General features: G+C 32.9%; 14 protein-coding genes and 2 pseudogenes. 9 read left to right on the plus strand and 7 right to left on the minus strand.

Going from position 1 to position 17516, the window contains the following annotated elements:
* Positions 1 to 159: 159 nt before the first annotated feature.
* The 3 genes from ILT06_RS13920 to ILT06_RS13930 form a co-directional block, all read right to left on the minus strand.
* Positions 160 to 1626 (minus strand): protein adenylyltransferase SelO, encoded by a 1467-nt coding sequence (locus ILT06_RS13920; RefSeq protein WP_222655209.1) that lies wholly within the window; start codon positions 1624 to 1626, stop codon positions 160 to 162.
* A gap of 178 nt (positions 1627 to 1804) precedes the next feature.
* Positions 1805 to 2803 carry an NADP-dependent oxidoreductase gene (locus ILT06_RS13925; RefSeq protein WP_088047064.1) on the minus strand — a complete coding sequence of 333 codons (999 nt, stop codon included), beginning with the start codon at positions 2801 to 2803 and terminating at the stop codon, positions 1805 to 1807.
* Positions 2804 to 2821: 18 nt separating this feature from the next.
* Positions 2822 to 3166, minus strand: coding sequence for an ArsR/SmtB family transcription factor (locus tag ILT06_RS13930; RefSeq protein WP_088047065.1), 345 nt, complete (start codon positions 3164 to 3166; stop codon positions 2822 to 2824).
* Positions 3167 to 3643: 477 nt separating this feature from the next.
* Here ILT06_RS13930 and ILT06_RS13935 point away from each other — a divergent pair, with 477 nt between their 5' ends.
* From ILT06_RS13935 to ILT06_RS13950, 4 genes are all read left to right on the plus strand, one after another.
* Positions 3644 to 5263: an FAD-dependent oxidoreductase gene (locus tag ILT06_RS13935; protein WP_222655210.1), complete on the plus strand. Its 1620-nt coding sequence runs from the start codon at positions 3644 to 3646 to the stop codon at positions 5261 to 5263.
* Between the two features lie 358 nt (positions 5264 to 5621).
* Positions 5622 to 6275: a hypothetical protein gene (locus ILT06_RS13940; protein WP_088047067.1), complete on the plus strand. Its 654-nt coding sequence runs from the start codon at positions 5622 to 5624 to the stop codon at positions 6273 to 6275.
* Positions 6250 to 7041 carry a hypothetical protein gene (locus tag ILT06_RS13945; RefSeq protein WP_098102230.1) on the plus strand — a complete coding sequence of 264 codons (792 nt, stop codon included), beginning with the start codon at positions 6250 to 6252 and terminating at the stop codon, positions 7039 to 7041. The genes ILT06_RS13940 and ILT06_RS13945 overlap by 26 nt, the downstream gene beginning before the upstream one ends.
* 531 nt (positions 7042 to 7572) lie before the next feature.
* Positions 7573 to 8517, plus strand: coding sequence for a glycerophosphodiester phosphodiesterase (locus ILT06_RS13950; protein WP_088047068.1), 945 nt, complete (start codon positions 7573 to 7575; stop codon positions 8515 to 8517).
* Between the two features lie 44 nt (positions 8518 to 8561).
* Here the strand turns inward: ILT06_RS13950 and ILT06_RS13955 are convergent.
* The 3 genes and pseudogenes from ILT06_RS13955 to ILT06_RS13965 all read right to left on the minus strand — a co-directional run bounded on the left by ILT06_RS13955 (position 8562) and on the right by ILT06_RS13965 (position 10686).
* Positions 8562 to 9239, minus strand: a pseudogene (locus tag ILT06_RS13955) (YdcF family protein).
* A gap of 93 nt (positions 9240 to 9332) precedes the next feature.
* Entirely contained in the window at positions 9333 to 9842 is a 510-nt protein-coding gene (locus ILT06_RS13960; RefSeq protein WP_222655211.1) for a DUF3916 domain-containing protein, read from the minus strand.
* A complete protein-coding gene (locus ILT06_RS13965) occupies positions 9835 to 10686 on the minus strand; it encodes a LysR family transcriptional regulator (protein ID WP_103655096.1) in 852 nt (283 codons plus the stop codon). The genes ILT06_RS13960 and ILT06_RS13965 overlap by 8 nt, the downstream gene beginning before the upstream one ends.
* Positions 10687 to 10771: 85 nt before the next feature.
* Here ILT06_RS13965 and ILT06_RS13970 point away from each other — a divergent pair, with 85 nt between their 5' ends.
* Positions 10772 to 12004: an MFS transporter gene (locus ILT06_RS13970; RefSeq protein WP_142289327.1), complete on the plus strand. Its 1233-nt coding sequence runs from the start codon at positions 10772 to 10774 to the stop codon at positions 12002 to 12004.
* A gap of 109 nt (positions 12005 to 12113) precedes the next feature.
* On the opposite strand, the pseudogene ILT06_RS13975 reads toward ILT06_RS13970, so the two are convergent.
* A pseudogene (locus ILT06_RS13975) lies at positions 12114 to 12344 on the minus strand (hypothetical protein).
* 262 nt (positions 12345 to 12606) lie between these two features.
* Between ILT06_RS13975 and ILT06_RS13980 the strand changes: the two are divergent.
* From ILT06_RS13980 to ILT06_RS13995, 4 genes are all read left to right on the plus strand, one after another.
* Positions 12607 to 13734: a serine hydrolase domain-containing protein gene (locus ILT06_RS13980; RefSeq protein WP_064476903.1), complete on the plus strand. Its 1128-nt coding sequence runs from the start codon at positions 12607 to 12609 to the stop codon at positions 13732 to 13734.
* Between the two features lie 230 nt (positions 13735 to 13964).
* Positions 13965 to 15122: an agmatine deiminase family protein gene (locus ILT06_RS13985; RefSeq protein WP_142289328.1), complete on the plus strand. Its 1158-nt coding sequence runs from the start codon at positions 13965 to 13967 to the stop codon at positions 15120 to 15122.
* 360 nt (positions 15123 to 15482) lie between these two features.
* Positions 15483 to 16460: an agmatine deiminase family protein gene (locus ILT06_RS13990; RefSeq protein WP_222655212.1), complete on the plus strand. Its 978-nt coding sequence runs from the start codon at positions 15483 to 15485 to the stop codon at positions 16458 to 16460.
* Between the two features lie 38 nt (positions 16461 to 16498).
* Entirely contained in the window at positions 16499 to 17257 is a 759-nt protein-coding gene (locus ILT06_RS13995) for a MerR family transcriptional regulator (RefSeq protein ID WP_088046772.1), read from the plus strand.
* The last annotated feature ends 259 nt before the right edge of the window (positions 17258 to 17516 follow it).

The raw sequence follows: 17516 nt of genomic DNA on the forward strand, positions 1-17516 counted from the left end.
ATGATGTTTTATATTTCTCAACATTTGTATAGTAGAGTTATTATTAAGCTCATTGGAATAGAGTGACTTTTATTTTTGGTTAAAGAAAGAGCGGAGGAGAGAGTATAAAAAAGGTGCGCCCACACAATTTGTATGAACACACCTTTTTATATTAAACAATCAAGTCCCACAAAAAGTGCGATAAGGACGATTCGTCGGTACAGGTGGAACGCAGTATTCTTCTTGATCTGTAGTATACGCATAAGGATTTGATAGAGCTTCAAGAAGTTTTTCCATTACGCTATAGTCGCGATTTGTGACAGCTGCTTCTAGTGCTGCTTCTACGCGGTGGTTCCTTGGGATGATGGATGGGTTATTATTTTTCATCATTTCGTAGGCGTTTTCTTTCGATTCTTCTTGTTTTTCTAATCGAGATTGCCATAGTTTGTACCATTCGTTAAATTCAGGACTTTCAAATAGAGCTGTATTTTCGAGCGTATTAAGAGTTAATGAACGGAATGTATTTGTATAATCGGCTTTATGTTTCTCCATCATTTTTAAAAGTTGCTCAATAAGTGATTGATCTTGTTCCTCGTTGCTAAATAGTCCTAATTTCTTTTTCATTCCAAGGAACCAATTGTTTTCATATTGTACGCTAAATTTTGAAATTTCGTCTTGAGCAATCTTTAATGCTTCTTCTTCATCTTCGTGCAGAATAGGTATTAAAGATTCTGCTAATCGCGCAAGGTCCCATGCGGCCATATATGGCTGATTCCCATATGCGTAGCGACCTTGTGTATCAATAGAGCTAAATACAGTTCCTTGGTCGTAATTGTCCATAAATGCACAAGGGCCGTAATCAATCGTTTCTCCACTAATCGTTATATTGTCAGTATTCATTACACCATGGATAAATCCAACAAGTTGCCATTTAGCGATGAGACTTGCTTGTTTCTTTACGACTTCTTGTAGTAATGCAGTATATCGGTTTTCATGAGCCTCAATTTCTGGATAATGCCTTTTTATCGTATAGTCAGCTAGTGATTGAAGATCCTCGATAGAACCGCGAGCTGCAGCATATTGAAATGTGCCGACACGTATATGAATGCTAGCGACTCTAGTTAAAATTGCTCCAGGTAACTTTGTTTCACGATATGTTGGTTCGCCAGTTGTAACAACTGCTAAACTGCGAGTAGTTGGAATATCGAGTGCATACATTGCTTCACTAATAATATACTCACGTAGCATCGGACCGAGTGCAGCACGACCATCACCGCGTCGTGAATACGGAGTAGGGCCAGAACCTTTCAGTTGAATGTCAAAACGTTTACCTGAAGGAGTAATTTGTTCGCCAATTAAAAGAGCACGACCGTCGCCTAACATATTAAAATGTCCGAATTGATGACCGGCATACGCTTGTGCTAATGGATGAGCTCCTTCTGGGAGTGCATTACCAGCGAAAATAGCAATTTCAGCTTCTTTTTTCAATTCTTCAGGATTAAAGCCAAGAGATATTGCTAGTGAATGATTTAGTTTAACTAGCTCCGGTGAACTTACGGGAGTAGGGGGGATTTCTGTATAAAATGTTTGTGGTAGATTCGTGTAACTATTATCTAAATTCCAACCAGCTTCATTATTTTTAGTCATTTTATCTCCTCCTTGTTTATTTTTTTATTATGTATTTGTACGTATGTATTCTTTGTAAAATTAGCTAAAAGTATAATATGATATTTCCCCTTGCAATCTATTGTAAGGACTTCACTGCACTATGTCTATTTAACAGTAAATATAAAGACTCCATTTTAAGAAAATGGAGTCTTTATATTTATTTTATTTTTACAATGATTTTTCCTTTTGCTCTTCCAGCCTCTGAGTATTCCATTGCTTTTTGAGCATCTTCAAAAGGGAAAACTCGATCGATTACCGGTTTGATTTTTCCAGCTTCAATATAGTTTGCGATAGTACGTAATTGATCCCCGCTTGGCTTCATAAATAAAAATGAATATTGAGCATTATGCTTTTTTTCAAGTGCAGTAAGTTTTTTACTTGCTAATGAAAATAAGAGTGTTTTAAAAAATCCAGAACCAAATTCTTTACCGAATCGAGCGTTTGGCACTCCTGAAACGGAAACAATGTTGCCGCCGCTTTTTATAATATTGAATGATTTTTCAAGTGTTGTACCGCCGATTGTATCAAATACTGCATCATAATCTTTTAGTATTTCTTCAAATTTTTCTGTTTTGTAATTAATAATCTTATCTGCGCCAAGAGACTTTACTAAATCAGCACCAGCTTCACTAGCAGTTGTTGTAACGGTAGCACCCATTATTTTTGCTAACTGAATTGCGAAAGTACCAACACCACCAGATCCAGCGTGAATTAAAATCTTTTGTCCTTTTTCTAGTTGCATGATGTCATGTAGTGCTTGATATGATGTTAAGCCAACGAGAGGAATCGACGCCGCTTCCTCAAAACTTAAATTTTTTGGTTTTAAAGCTATATCATCCTCATGAATGGCTATATATTCCGCGAAAGTACCGATCTTATTTTTTCTTGGACGTGCATATATTGCATCGCCGGTTTTAAAACGAGTCACTTTTGATCCAACCTTTACGATGACACCGGAAAAGTCATTACCAAGAATTAAGGGCATTTCATATTTAAGTAACATCTTTACTTTTCCATCGCGTATTTTAAAGTCAATTGGGTTAATACTAGCTGCATGAATTTCTGCGAGTACTTCATATTCATTTATTTCAGGAGTAGGCACTTCTGCCATACGCATTGGAACTTTTCCATACTTATCAATTATCATTGCTTTCATTTCTTATCCCTCCACACTTCAATAAAAGTTGTGCAACAATTTTTCAATATCTAATACAAGATTTTTTAATACACCTAATTTTGTACGTATATCAATATAATAAAAGTTTTTTGTACCTTCTTTTCGCATTAAAATAATACCGGCTTCTCGTAAAATTCTAAGGTGATGTGATACGGCTGGTCGAGAAAGGTGTGTTTGCTTCGTAATTTCTCCTACACGTAATCCGGTTTGACATTCCGTTTCCATGAGAACTAACAAAATAGCTTGGCGTGTTTCATCGCCAATTGCCAATAATACTTTTTGAGAATCAACAAAATCTTTTTTTATAACATTTAATTGTTCTTGTTTATTCATTTCAATCACGTTACCTCCAATGAATTAGTCGAAAGGTTTAAGATGATGGACCATTACATCGATATGGTAATGCTACATGATTGTTGAATGAGCTGCAATATTGGGAAAGAAAATCGAGACGAATGAAATTTTATTTGTTGAAAATGGTAGGGGATAGAAAAGGGTTTAATCATACGTTGTTTACAGATGAGTAAGGTTAATCCATTGACGAAAAAATTAAGCGGTCGTAACCCTTTATAATTTATAGGGTTACGACCGCTTATCATGTTTTTATTATTTTGGTGTTTACTAAAGTGAGTTGTTTCGTTTTACTCTTTCATACATGCATAATTCAAGAAGATTATAGATGTATGAAAAAGTAAAAGTAATTTGGGGCGTAATCTATCTATATGATAATTTAAAATGAAATATAAGTCTATATCTTTGTTGTTTTTTTGATTATATTTATGTCACTGAGCTCAGAACAATGATGTGGAGGGTAAATATATGAAATCGAATGATGTACCAGTTTTAATTGTTGGAGGAGGATTATCAGGGTTAGCATCTGCGTTATTCCTTGCAAAACATAACGTTGATTATTTACTGATTGAAAGGCACTCGTCTACTGCAATTCATCCGAAAGCAGGTGGAATCACTTTTCGTACGATGGAGTTATTTCGAGAATTGGGTTTAGAACAAAGAATTAGATCAGCGAGTAAAGCGTTAGAAAATTGCCGAGGAAGAATAGCAGTTCATACAATAGCTGAGGCGAATAAGGAAGAATTGGCACAAATGAGGGCGAATCAGTATGGAAACGATGAAAAGTTACTTCAAAAAATAGAAGAGATTAGTCCATCAAAACAAACGGCTTGTTATCAAATTATTTTAGAAGAGATGATGTTACAAAAAGCGAGAACATTAGGCGGAGAATTATCTTTTTATCATGAATTAGCTTCTTATGAACAAAATGAGCACGGAGTAATAGCGACGATTCGGAATCGTGAAACGGAAGAAGAAAGTATTATTCATTGTGACTATGTAATTGCAGCAGATGGGGCAAAAAGTAAAATACGTGAGCAGCTAGGGATACGTACTGAGGGAAGAGGTACAATCGGTGGCTATTATATGAATATTTATTTTGAAGCGGATTTAAGTGAGTTTATACAAGGAGATGCATTTGGTTTTTCTATGGTACTTCATCCGGAAGTTCTTGGTGCGCTTATTCCAGTTGATAACGCAAGAAGATGGATTTACCATGTATCCTACGATCCATTAAAAGGAGAGCGACCAGAGGATTTCACTATAGAACGTTGTAAACAAATTATTCAAACCGCAATTGGAAGCACAAATGTTGAGTCAGAAATAGTAAGTGTTTTACCGTGGGAAGCGACTGAAAGTACTGCTACAAAATTTCAAGATAATCGCATTTTTTTAGTTGGCGACTCTGCACATATTATGCCGCCAACTGGAGGGTTTGGTTCAAATACAGGAATACAAGATGCGCACAATCTAGCTTGGAAATTAGCGGCTGTTATAAAAGGGAAGGCAAAACCCAAATTGTTAGAAACATATTATGAAGAGAGATATCCTGTTGCAAAATTAACGACGAATTATGCGAGTAGTTTATTATTCCGTGCTGCGAATAGAGAAGAAGGTAGTTCGAATAATATGGATGGTTTAGCTGTAACTGTTGGGTATCAGTATTGTTCAGAAGCAATAATAGATGATTCAGCCACTCCACATAGAATGGATACCGTAGAGTTGAATGGAAGACCTGGAACACGAGCACCGCACTTTTTGGGGATGTATAAAGGGAAAGAAGCTTCTATATTAGACTTATTTGGTAACAATTTTGTATTACTTACTGGAGTAGACAATAGTTCTTGGGCTGAAGCTGTATGTGATGTTTCATCTAGATTAGGAATAAATATTAAAGTGTATGGAGTAGGGTTAAGCGGAGACTTTATTGCTCAAGAAAATGTTATTTGTGAATTATATGAGATAGAGAATGGAGGAGCTGTATTAATTAGACCAGATGGCTTTATAGGATGGCGTTCGAAAAAAGAGGTAGTAAATCCAGATGTAATGCTTGAAGAGGTAATGGGTAATTTATTATGTGACTTTTAAGTAACTAAGGAAGTATTGTCTAATATAGGACGATACTTCTATTTTTTTGGCTTACAAAATAAAATTGTTTAGTGAAGAGACATTATTATTATAAAAATATATGTAAATTAATCCCCTTTTTTGTTAGAATTTTTTCAGTTTTTAGTTTTAAGTGATATCTATCGCTAGATTAGATTATCTTTTTATTGTATTATTTTTCCTAGAGATTATATATTACGCTAGAGAGTGATATTGTTTGAATATTTAATCTATTATTTTATCAAATAAATATATGCATGAATTAGTATATTTGATAATGAGGTTACGATTGTAATCGGAGCAACTTTAGATAAAATTTTTTAGTTTTTAGGAGAGTAATATGGAAAAATACCACGGAAAAAGCACAGAACAAATTATTCAGAAATTGATGCCTGACAGTGTAAGATCGAGTGTCGTTATGGTGTGGGTAGTTATTAATTTTATGATTTTAACCCCATTTTTATTTCCTCCAACCTTTACTATATACTTATATATAATTTTACCTTTTCTTTTGATTGCTAATATATGGGGGGTATGGGTGTTTTTTTGTAAACCAAATGAGCCAAGGTTGGTACACATTTTATATAATGGATTTATGGGGATAACTTTTTCTTTTGGTAGCTTTATAGTGATTCAAAAGATTGCATATACTTTTATTAAAATTGAAACACCTCTGTTTTTTATTGTTACTTTTCTGCTTTACATTCTTACAATCTATAAATTGATTTCTATTGGAATGAAAAGTTTTTTAAGGCGATTAAACAATGAAGAAAATGACAATATAAAAATTTCTCCAATTGTTTATTTATCAGGATTGGGATATGTTATTGGACAAATATGTATAGGTACATTATCACAAAACGGTTTAGCGACGGTCTTAATTTTAGTCTTTTCTTTATTTGCTATTGTGCTTAGTATATCTGGAGTATATATATGGGTATATATTGATTTGAAGAGGAAGGAAATGGATGGGATGCATAATGGACAAATATAATGGCAACAACATAGTTGATTGTATACGAATATTAATACCATTTGATATAAGGAATGTTGTAGGAGCCTTTATGTGGGTTTTCATGAATTTTTTTCTACTTATCATTTTATTCATATTTCCACCGTACAATTTATACTCTTACGTAGCTTTACCGTTTTATGTGATATGTAATCTATGGGGGATTTGGGTTTCCATTTATAAGCCTCGGCAGCCTCAATTGCAACATTTACTATATTCTGGATTTGTTTCGTTAAGTATTTCATTTTGTAGTTTTATAGCTGTGCAAAAGTTAGCTTATGAATTCGTAGAAATAGAGTCACCTTTATTTTTTATTCTATCGCTTATTGCATATAGTTTAATTGTTTATAAATCTGAATTATTCTGGATTAAATATTTTACAGCCCGCTTAAGGGGGACAACTAATCAAGGTGTGAAAATTCCTAGAATTGTATTTTTTTCGAGTTTAGGTTATATGATTGGTCAAGTTAGTATTGGAATTTTGGGCCAAAAGGCTATGGCTATTTTATTAATCATTCTCGCCTCATTTTTTTCCGTTGTGTTCTTAGCCCTAAGTACACATTTGTATTTTTACTTTGATTTTAGAAAACAAGGTATTACTTCGGGACATTTAAAAGAATTACAGTCTCAAAAGCAGCCTAAATTGTCAAGGAAGAAAAGGAGACAAGCCATGGCTGCCTCGGGGCATGTAAATATACTACAATCTCAAAAGAAAACTAAACTTGCAAGAAAGGATATACGAAATTAAGAATTTGTAATTAAGTAAAACCTAGATTTACGTAAATATCACGTCAAATGACCATAGAATTTTATCTTGTATGAATGGAAATTAAAGAAGTTAGATAGGAATTAGGCTGTACAGAAAAATTCGATGTGTTCAAATACTAATTAGTATGAGATAGATATATAACTTATACTGATTAAAGCTTCACCGTACTGAAAAAATAATATTCACAAATTTTAATAGGTTTGGTATGATTAATTTCGACAAGTTAATCGAGGCCGGAGATATTTGAGATAAGCCATAAATTTATTTAGGGATACAGAAGTGTCCTCTAAATAATTTATGGCTTTTTTTATTGAACGAACAGTAAACAGTAGGGGGTTACATGTAAAAGGAGGGATAAAGAAAATAAATAGTATAGTAATAACATAGGGGAATTATATTTGTAAGATTGGAATTTTAATATAAACTTATAAAAATAATAAAAGTATATCTTCTATTTCGTGTAAATCTCATTAACTTGTTGAAATTTGCAACGTAGGAAGGGTTAGAAGGATGAGAAAAATTATTAGCGTATTAGTTATTTTCTTTACGATGGGAAGTGTTTTTGCTGGGGGAGCTGTTCATGCGAAAGTAGAAGGGAAGCATGAATGGAATACGAATAAATTTTTAAACATTGCACATCGTGGAGCAAGTGGACATGCACCGGAGCATACTTTTGCTTCTTATGATCTTGTGAAAAAAATGAAAGCGGATTATTTGGAGTTAGATATTCAATTAACTAAGGATGGCCAATTAATTGCAATGCATGATACAGCAGTTGATCGTACTACAAATGGAACAGGTGAAGTACGAGATAAAACGTTAAATGAAATAAAGAGCTTAGATGCTGGATCTTGGTTCAATAAAGCTTATCCAGAAAAGGCTAAGCAAGAGTACGTTGGTCAAAAAGTTCCGACTCTTGAAGAAATCTTCCAAAAGTACGGTAGAAGCATGAAGTATTACATTGAAACAAAATCACCAGATGTGTATCCAGGAATGGAAGAGAAATTGTTAGCATTGTTAAATAAATATAATTTAGTAGGTCAAAACATGTCATCTAGTCGTGTTATGATTCAATCATTTAGTAAAGATAGTTTAACAAAGATTCATAGTATGAATAAAAATATTCCGTTAGTTCAACTGCTTTGGTATTATCCAAATGAAAACAATGAGATTGTTGAATGGTCTGGTATTACACATGAACCGAAAAGTGTAACGAATGATGATTTTCAAGAAATTAAAAAGTATGCAGTTGGTATTGGACCGAACTTACGTAATGATAACGGAGAAATAATTATTGATGAGTCATATATGAAAATGGCTAGGAAAAATGGATTGTTAATTCACCCGTATACAATTAACGAGAAACAAGATATGAGATTATTAATTAAATGGGGTGCTACAGGAATGTTTACAAATTATCCTGATCGATTACATAGTGTGCTAAAGGAAAAATAAATAGGTGAAAAGGTATACCGTTGTTTTGGGTATACCTTTTTCTATTATGCTAGATTATAGTAGTAGGATACATATTCCTCTAAACCTTGAACTTCTTTTTCAGGTGGCTCAATGCCGCCTTTTCTACCGTAGCAAACATTTCTCAAGTATTCTCCAAAAATCATAGAGCGACTCTTTTCATCTTCCATTCAATTATATCTATTCATTATAAACTAACCATCGAAACTTGTATCAAATGTATATGGGATACAAGTAATAGTTTTAGGTAGATGTTTTTTTAATACTCTATATTGCCGACCAGCTCCTAAACTTTTGCATACAAATAGTAGCCGATTAATCTTTGTGAAATCAAAAATCTTTTTCGCTTCAATTACATTAGCAATAGAATGGAGGGAGTTTGTCTCGAATAGGATAGCGTCTTTTGGTACGCCTGGTTCAATTAATTTATTTACAATTACTTCTGCTTCTGACAATTCCCCGTAATTCCAGCTCGGATGCTTCATGCCATGCAAACTAGTACCAGCTGTAACGATAATTTGCTTTCCTAAACCTTGTTGATAAGCTTTTAGTGGAGTTTGCCAATTGCCAGAATGAGAACCGCCGAAAACGAAAATGGCATCACATTTTTGTGGTGTTATTTCTTTTAGAAAAGTGATTTCTGTAATTTGGTAGATTTGTTTTTTCGTAAGAGTAGGGACATCAGGATATTTAGGGATTACCATGTGAAAACCTCCTATATAGTAAAATGATAAATTCATTATATAGCGATTTTATTAAGTGGAAAAAGGGAAGTTTTTCATTTGAAAGTACCCCTTTTAAGATAATTCTCCAACAAACCAAATCTCTTTTTCATCGATTGCATCCTCATTATAAATGACTTCTTCAAAGTGCAATGTTTGGGCAGTAGGACAAATTGAAATTCCCCATGTCTTCCAAAAATCAGACTCATTTGAAAGAGAAATCCATTTTTGAAATTCATTATTTCTATTGAAAAAATTTTGAAAGTAGTCATCGTTTTTAAATACGATAATTTGCGATCTCCATAAATTTTCTATAGAAATTAAAACAACAACTCGATATGTATGTGTATCGCTCGGTTTTATTTTTATTAAATGCTGTGCTTGATTTAATAAGGTTTGTATACACAATCGTTTTACTTTGCTAGGTGTTTTACATGAATTGATAAAAGCTTGAGAAACTGGTAATAGCATATACCAATATTCATCGTCATAGAAAGCAGAAGGGAACGTTTTTGTATGTTCTTCAATTCGTTTTATCATCGTATTTGTTTTACGCTTCATCCCACGTATTTTCTTTTCACGCATTGTGAATCATCTCCATAAATTTTTGTAATGCAGCTGAGTAATATAGATCTTTTCTAATAATAAAAGTAGTAGGAACTTTTTTGAATCTATTTGGTAAAGGATTGAATGATAAGTTATGTGCATGATCATTTAAAATAGATTTCATCATAATTGCTACGCCCATATTTGATTTTACACATGCGAGTATCGCTTCAATTGTTCCATACTCTAATACTCGTTTAGGTGAGATTCCTACTTCTTGAAGCCAGTCTTCTAATAAACTTCTATAATAGCAACCGTGACTAAAAGCGAGTAAATTCATATCTTCTATGTCTTTAAGAGAGGGTAAAGGTTTTTTACTAATGAGAACTAATTCTTCTTCACGAAATACACTTGTATGAAGTTCAGCGTGCTGAGTAGAGCCAGCTATAAACGCTCCGTCTAGTTTTCTTTCTAACACTAGCCTAATTAGTTGTTCGGTCGTATTTGTTTCTAAAATCAATTCGACTTTTGGGTGTTTCTCATAGTAGGCCGTTAATATAGAGGGAAGCCTTACCGCAGTTGTAGATTCTGTACATCCAATTTTCAACGTGCCCTTTGGCTCAGTTCCATTACTTTGAACCGCTTTTATAGATTGATTCATTAAGTGGATAATTTGTTTAGCGTATGTTAATAAAATTTCACCGTTAGAAGTTAAAGTTACACCTTTTCCGTTACGGTAAAATAAAGGCACACCTAATTCATTTTCTAGTTGTTTCATACGCATTGTTACGCCTGATTGTACATAGTTCAAATTTTTAGCTGCGTGAGAAATATTACTTTCCTTCGCAACTTCGTAAAATACAGTTAAATCTTTTATGTCCACGTAGTATCCCTCCGAAAAGGTATCATTTTTTTTGATGGATTATATAATGAATCTTTATTTTATATGATATCAGAACTTTCATACAATGAAAGTGGATGGAGGGATTATTTTGTTAATCGAAGAAAGGATGAATAGAAATTATAAGTGGATGATGTTAATTGTTGCGACGATTGCTCAAACAACAGCGACACTTATAACGTATGGTGTTGGAGTTTTGGCGTTATTTTGGAAAGAAGAATATGGACTTACGAATACGGAGAGTGGATTGTTAGTAAGTGTTGTAAATATTGGACCGCTATTTTGTATGCTGTTTGTCGGTCGGCTACTTGATCAATATAATGAAAAATTATTAATTTCTATAAGTTCATTTTTGCTAGGAGGTTCGCTTTTACTAACTAATATAGTAAATGGATTTAATGGACTGTTATTTGTACTTTTATTAGTAGGGATGTTTTATAGTGTTTCCCAGCCAGGAGGAAGTAAAGTGATTTTAAAATGGTTCTCAAAAGAAAATCGTGGATTAGCGATGGGAATAAGGCAAGCGGGTATACCGATTGGTGGTGCTTTAGCAGGAGTATTAATCCCTTTTCTTACAATACAATATAATGTGACTTACGGGATAAATAGTATGGCATGCATTTGTATAATTGGAGGTTTATTATTTTTTATGTTTTATAAAGAGCCATATGTTCAGGAGGAAGTAAGGAAAGAACATATTAAAATTTCTTTTTGGACGCAGCTAAAAGTAGTGATATGCAAAAAAGAGTTGTATCCAATTTATATAACGGGTATTTGCATGATTTCATTGCAAATGGTGTTAGTTGGGCACTTTATGAAATTTTTAGTAAAGGAACAATCTATCACATCTATTGTAGCTGGAACCGTATTTTCAGTGATGTTCTTTTCTGGAATGATTGGTCGTGTTGCATTAGCAGCTAGTAGTGATTTGTTTTATAAGGGGAATCGGCGCATACCTTTATTTATAGCTGTCTGCGCTTCTATCGGTTTGATTCTATTGTTAGTAATGTGCATACATACAGTAACGAGTGGAGTATTGTATGGTGTAAGTGCATTGTTAGGCTTCTTTTCAATTGGATGGTTTAGTCTTTTTATCGTCGAAGTTGCTGAATTGGCAAGTGAAGAATGTGTTGGAATAACAGTTAGTTTGGCACTTACATTCAATCAAATTGCGATTGTTGTTGCACCTGTTTTATTTGGTTATATTGTAGATGAAAAAGGCTATACGTATGCGTGGTTATGTATAGTGTTATTACTATGTATCTCGGCAGTGAGTTTATATAGTAAAAACAAAAAATAAAAGAAAGTTAGTAATGTAAATTTTATATGAAGAAAATCTAAAGAAATGCCGAATGTGCGACATTTCTTTTTTATATGTTGTATAATCAAAAGATAAATGAGATTCGTTTTCAATGACGTTCATTGCCTCTTTTGAAATTACCTGTTACTTTAGCCATAATGAGTTGTTTTTCTGTATCGTTATGTGCATGATTTATTTTGTTTAAAAATTTTTCAGCATCATTTCCTTTTAATACTTTAATTCATTTTCCGTAATATTCAATTAAAACTATGTTATTTTTTGTTACTTTGTAATGGAACATCATATCATTTAAACGATTGCGTTTATCAGTATTTTTCATCGTAACAACTCCATTTTTTAGTATGTGTAACAAATGTTACATAAGCTGTTGAAATTATAGTAGGGTGTATCCGATTGTAAGGTGGAAATTTTGCAAGAAAGAAATACAATAGAGAGTAGCCAAAAACTGAATATGAGAAAAAGGAATCTAGTTTAAATAGGTGAATAATAGATAGGTAGTATTATAAAATATTTGAAAATTAAAAGATATAGAACAAAATGGATGTACGTTAATTGAAACTAGATAAAAGAGGGTTCCTAGTATGTTAAAGAAATGGTTAATCGTTTTCTTTATTTTTGCTATTTTTTGTGGGAGTGTCGTTGCACTAATACATGCACATAAAGGTAAGAAATATGATATAAAGGCATTTTCTAATGTAAATAGTAAGCAAAAGGACGATATGCAAGAAGTTGATGCAAATGAGAAAAAACGCTATGAAGTTGTAGCTGGAAAACTAGATCAATACTTAAAAGATAAAGGGTTTAATGGGAGTGTTCTGGTAGCTAGTAAAGATCATGTGGTTTTACGAAAAGGTTATGGATATGCGAATGTGAAAGATAAAGTAGTAACAACGCCGAGAACGAAATATCGTATTGGTTCTATTACGAAAACAGTCGTTGCAATATCTATTATGCAGCTAAAAGAAAAAGGGAAATTAAATATTGAAGACAATGTAAATAAATATATTCCATCATTTCCGGCAGATAAAAACATTACGTTACGAAATTTGTTAACACATACGTCTGGGTTGCCAGATCAGGGACAAGGTAGGGTTGATGCGGCGTCACGATTAAAGTTAGTAACGTGGATTGGTGCACAAAAATTGCAATTTTCTGCAGGGACTGGGTGGAAATATACAGATTATAATTATATGGTGCTTGCGTATATTGTAGAAAAGATATCGAATAAACCGCTCGCTGAATATGTGAAAGAAAATATTTTTACGCCTGTTGAAATGCATGAATCTGGAATGGGTGCAACTCTCCCTGAAGATATTTTCTTAGCAGAAGGTTATATGAAAAAAGATAATGAGTTAATAGCTGCACCCCGCTTAAAAATGAACTGGTTGTATGGGTGTGGTGAAATGTATACGACTGTTGAAGATATGAAAAGATTAGATGAGGCTATTATGGATGGAAAGTTGATTTCTAAACAAAGTGTATCAGATATGTTTACTGCATCACCTGTAAGAAAATATGGATTTAGTTTCTATACTAATCCAGATTATTATCATAACCATGGTGTATTAGCTGGTTGGAATACATTTAATAACTTTAACCGGGATAAACGAACGTTTGTCATATTATTCTCTAACGTACAAAATGGTATGAATGATACGTTTAATCAGGAGTTTAGGAAAATGGCGAATGATTTAATAGAAGGAAAATAATAATTTTAAAAGTCGGTATTGATATGTAATGATCAATACCGATTTTTTTATTTCGTAAAGTTCAGCGTGCTAAATAAGTAGGTAAGGAAGGTAGTTGAATAAATACATATAGGTAGTTAAATGATATGACTGTAAAGAATAATTGGGAATTTTTACATTGAAGAAAAAGCTTGAGCTTCACACTATGTGAAGCTTTACATTATTGGAGGTAAGAACAGGAGGATGAAAAGGTGAAAAAAGTAGTAAAGTTTTGTTTAATAGCTACATTATCTACAACGATTATTAGTGGTTGTTCTTTTGAAGGTGGTAAAGAAAATGTAAAAGGCAAAGAGAATGGAAAAGTAGAGGTACAGAAAAAAGTTGGGAAATATACGATGCCAGATGAAAAAGATAAACATGAAGGTACATGGCTGCAATGGCCTCATGAATACACATATGGTGAAGAGTATAAGCAGGAAGTTGAACCGATTTGGGTTAAGATGGCAAGCTCTTTAACTGAAGGTGAAAAAGTCCACATTGTTGCATACGATGAGGAGGAGAAAGAGCGAATTAATAAGCTTTTAATAGATAAAGGACTGAATATGGATAAAGTTGATTTCTTTATCGCCCCTACTGATGATGTATGGGCAAGAGATAGTGGACCAATTTTTGTTTATGACAATAATAAAAATCTTAAAATATTAGATCCAGCATTTAATGGTTGGGGGAAGAAAACTCCTTATAAAAATGATGCTCGTATTCGTGAGAATGTTAGTAAACAATTAGGGATCGAAAGAATTGATTGGGGAAAATTTGTCCTTGAAGGCGGCGCAATTGAATTAGACAGCAACGGTACAGCATTATTAACCCGGAGTGCTGTAACGAATAAAAATAGAAATCCAGATTTATCAGAAAAGGAAATTGAAAAATATATAAGTGACCTTGGGGTAACAAACTTTATTTGGTTAGACGGGGTGCCTAATTTAGATATTACTGACTTTCATATTGATGGTTTTGCTAAATTCCATGGTAAATCTACGATTGTAACGATGAAAGAAGATGACCTAGCCGAATGGGGTTTGTCAAACAAAGATATGGATACGTTGTTAGATGCAAAAAATGCGTCAGGAAAGAAATATAAGTATGAATACTTACCGCTTAGTAAAGATAAAGTTGCTTTAGAAAATGGAAAAGTTCTCGATTATAAAGGATCGTATATCAATTATTATATTGGTAATACTGTGGTGTTGGTGCCTAATTATAATGATCCGAATGATAAAATCGCAAACGATACGATTCAGAAGTTATACCCAGATCGTAAAGTAGTTGGTATTGATGTGAGAGAGCTGTATAAAAATGGTGGCATGATTCATTGTGTTACACAGCAACAACCGATTCAATTGAAATAATCGATTGAAATTCAGCAACCTTCCGACAAAATAGGTACATTGTTACCTTTATCTATTTTGTCATGTTTTATTTTTCGCAAAAAGGAGCAAGGGCATTGAAAGGAATAATATTAACTAGTTTCATAATGATAGGGCTGATGATTCTATTATTCAATTTCATACTTTCCTATTTAAAATACTGTCAAGAGTCAATTTTTCGCTCAACCACGGCTATATATTTTTTATATAAATATATAATATTTCTCCGTGCTATAATCCATTCATGAAAATGTGCACGTTTCGAAAATTGTTATGAAAAGAGAAATAGTTGGCATAGTGAAATTAGTTATTTAACCATTATTAAAAAGCGAGGTAAATATTATGGAACAAAAACATAATGGAATTATTTTTACTGCAATACCAGATAAATCAAATGAGTATTATCGACCATTTTATGAAGACCTGATTTATTTTAATGAATACTTAAATGAAAATAAAGCATGTACTGATCAACTTGTTTCTTTATCTGTTGAAGTGCAAGGCTTTCATACAAGCTTTTTTGAGTATGATGATATTTGGTTAAGGGATGTTGCACCAGTTGTAATAAATCATTTAGTTAAATTTAAATATCAACCAAATTACTTACCGAAAGATCAATGGCAATATTTAGATCAACAATTTAATAAATGGTTGAAAAAGAACGACTTTGAATATGTGAAGTCTCCATTGATATTAGACGGTGGAAATCTTATTTGGAATAAAAAAGATACTGTTATATTAACGGAACGCATATTTGATGATAATGATGATTGGACGGAAGAAGAAATTATAGAGCAACTGGAATGGGATTTGGATGTGAGCCGCGTTATTATTATTCCTGCTGAAGAAGGGGACGTACTTGCGCATGCAGACGGAATGGTTAAATTTATTGATGAACATACGATGTTTATTAGTGATTTTTTAGGAGATCATGAATTTAGATATAATGTTCAAGAGGTTATTCAAGAGCAAATGCCAGAAGCTGAATTTATAGTTGTTCCATCATCATATACAGAAAAGGGACAATATGATCAAGAAATAGCATCGGCAAAAGGGTTGTATATAAATATGTTAGGAACATGTGATACGATTTACGTTCCTAAGTTTGGATTAGCTAAAGATCGGGAAGTGTTACGATATATTCAAAAGCATACGGAGAAACAAGCTATTCAAATTCATGTAGGAGAAATATCGACAATGGGAGGCGCAATAAATTGTTTAACGTGGTATTGTCCTCATCATTTGTTACCTTCAAAAATGAAAAGATTGAACAATCAGAATGAAGATTTTTCAGTTAGGAAGATTTTTGATTGGTTTTAAAATAAGCGTATAAGAAAATGTATTCAAGGGGTAAGTATATGTATACAATTACTGAATTTTCGCGGATTTGTAAAATGAGTACACGGATGCTAAGGCATTATGACAAAGAGGATATATTAAAACCAGCATATGTGAACCCGGAAAATGGGTATAGATATTATGAGCAAGGGCAGTTAGAAATAGCGTTGAAAATAAAAAAGTTAAGGGAGTATAAGTTCCCTCTACCGAAAATTAAAATCATTCTGCAGTCGTCAGATCAAGATTCATTTATTAAACATATGCAAGCACAAATTATAGAGTTATCTCATGAAGTAAAACAAAATTTACAGGTTATTTCAGAAATGAATGAAATGGTAAATATGAATCATGCTTTAAATACTGCTTGTCATAGAAATTACGATATATTTATTGGAATGAGAAATGAAATAACAGTAATTGCTCAAAGACTGCAAATAAATATAGATGATATGGATGATTATTTTTATGACTTATATGAAAAAGTACAAAAGCATAACTTACAAATAGTTGGTTCGCCCTCTACGGTCTTTTATGATGAAGAGTATATTCCAAATGAAAGTGATGTTGAATTAAGGATTCCGGTCATGCATGGGAACAATAAAGATGTAGTACAAAAATATGAAATAAAAAAATTAAATCCACATCAAATCGTTACTACTATGCATTATGGAAGTTATGACTATATAGGCTACGCTTATATTGCGTTAGAAAAATGGATTGAAAGAAATGGTTATGTAATAGATGGTTCACCATATGAGGTCTACGTAAAGGGTAACTAACTGTTACGATTTATTTAACCAATTATAACGAAAGTTAATTAAATATATCAGTAAGCCCTGCTAGTCAAGTGATTGGCTAGTAGTGAGGGTTAACTGCGGGCAATCCCTAAAGCTGATTGAACTACAACGTGGCTAGAAATGGCGAGCGTGAATGTCGCGAAAGCAGAAAAAATCAATCAGATGGTGCAAGGTTAAATCCTAAACATTAGAACAATGGGTCTTCCGCCTCGAATCATCTAAGTCAAAATGGATAAGATGA

The sequence above is a fragment of the Bacillus sp. 17RED48 genome (genome assembly GCF_019837545.1).
Classification (GTDB): domain Bacteria; phylum Bacillota; class Bacilli; order Bacillales; family Bacillaceae_G; genus Bacillus_A; species Bacillus_A wiedmannii.

Bases quoted from the DNA above. Each gene is read 5' to 3' on its own strand.
- ILT06_RS13920 (WP_222655209.1), bottom strand. From the start codon at position 1,626: ATGACTAAAAATAATGAAGCTGGTTGGAATTTAGATAATAGTTACACG.
- ILT06_RS13940 (WP_088047067.1), top strand. From the start codon at position 5,622: ATGGAAAAATACCACGGAAAAAGCACAGAACAAATTATTCAGAAATTG.
- ILT06_RS13995 (WP_088046772.1), top strand. From the start codon at position 16,499: ATGTATACAATTACTGAATTTTCGCGGATTTGTAAAATGAGTACACGG.
- ILT06_RS13950 (WP_088047068.1), top strand. From the start codon at position 7,573: ATGAGAAAAATTATTAGCGTATTAGTTATTTTCTTTACGATGGGAAGT.
- ILT06_RS13980 (WP_064476903.1), top strand. From the start codon at position 12,607: ATGTTAAAGAAATGGTTAATCGTTTTCTTTATTTTTGCTATTTTTTGT.
- ILT06_RS13945 (WP_098102230.1), top strand. From the start codon at position 6,250: ATGGGATGCATAATGGACAAATATAATGGCAACAACATAGTTGATTGT.
- ILT06_RS13970 (WP_142289327.1), top strand. From the start codon at position 10,772: ATGAAAGTGGATGGAGGGATTATTTTGTTAATCGAAGAAAGGATGAAT.
- ILT06_RS13935 (WP_222655210.1), top strand. From the start codon at position 3,644: ATGAAATCGAATGATGTACCAGTTTTAATTGTTGGAGGAGGATTATCA.
- ILT06_RS13925 (WP_088047064.1), bottom strand. From the start codon at position 2,803: ATGAAAGCAATGATAATTGATAAGTATGGAAAAGTTCCAATGCGTATG.
- ILT06_RS13960 (WP_222655211.1), bottom strand. From the start codon at position 9,842: ATGCGTGAAAAGAAAATACGTGGGATGAAGCGTAAAACAAATACGATG.
- ILT06_RS13990 (WP_222655212.1), top strand. From the start codon at position 15,483: ATGGAACAAAAACATAATGGAATTATTTTTACTGCAATACCAGATAAA.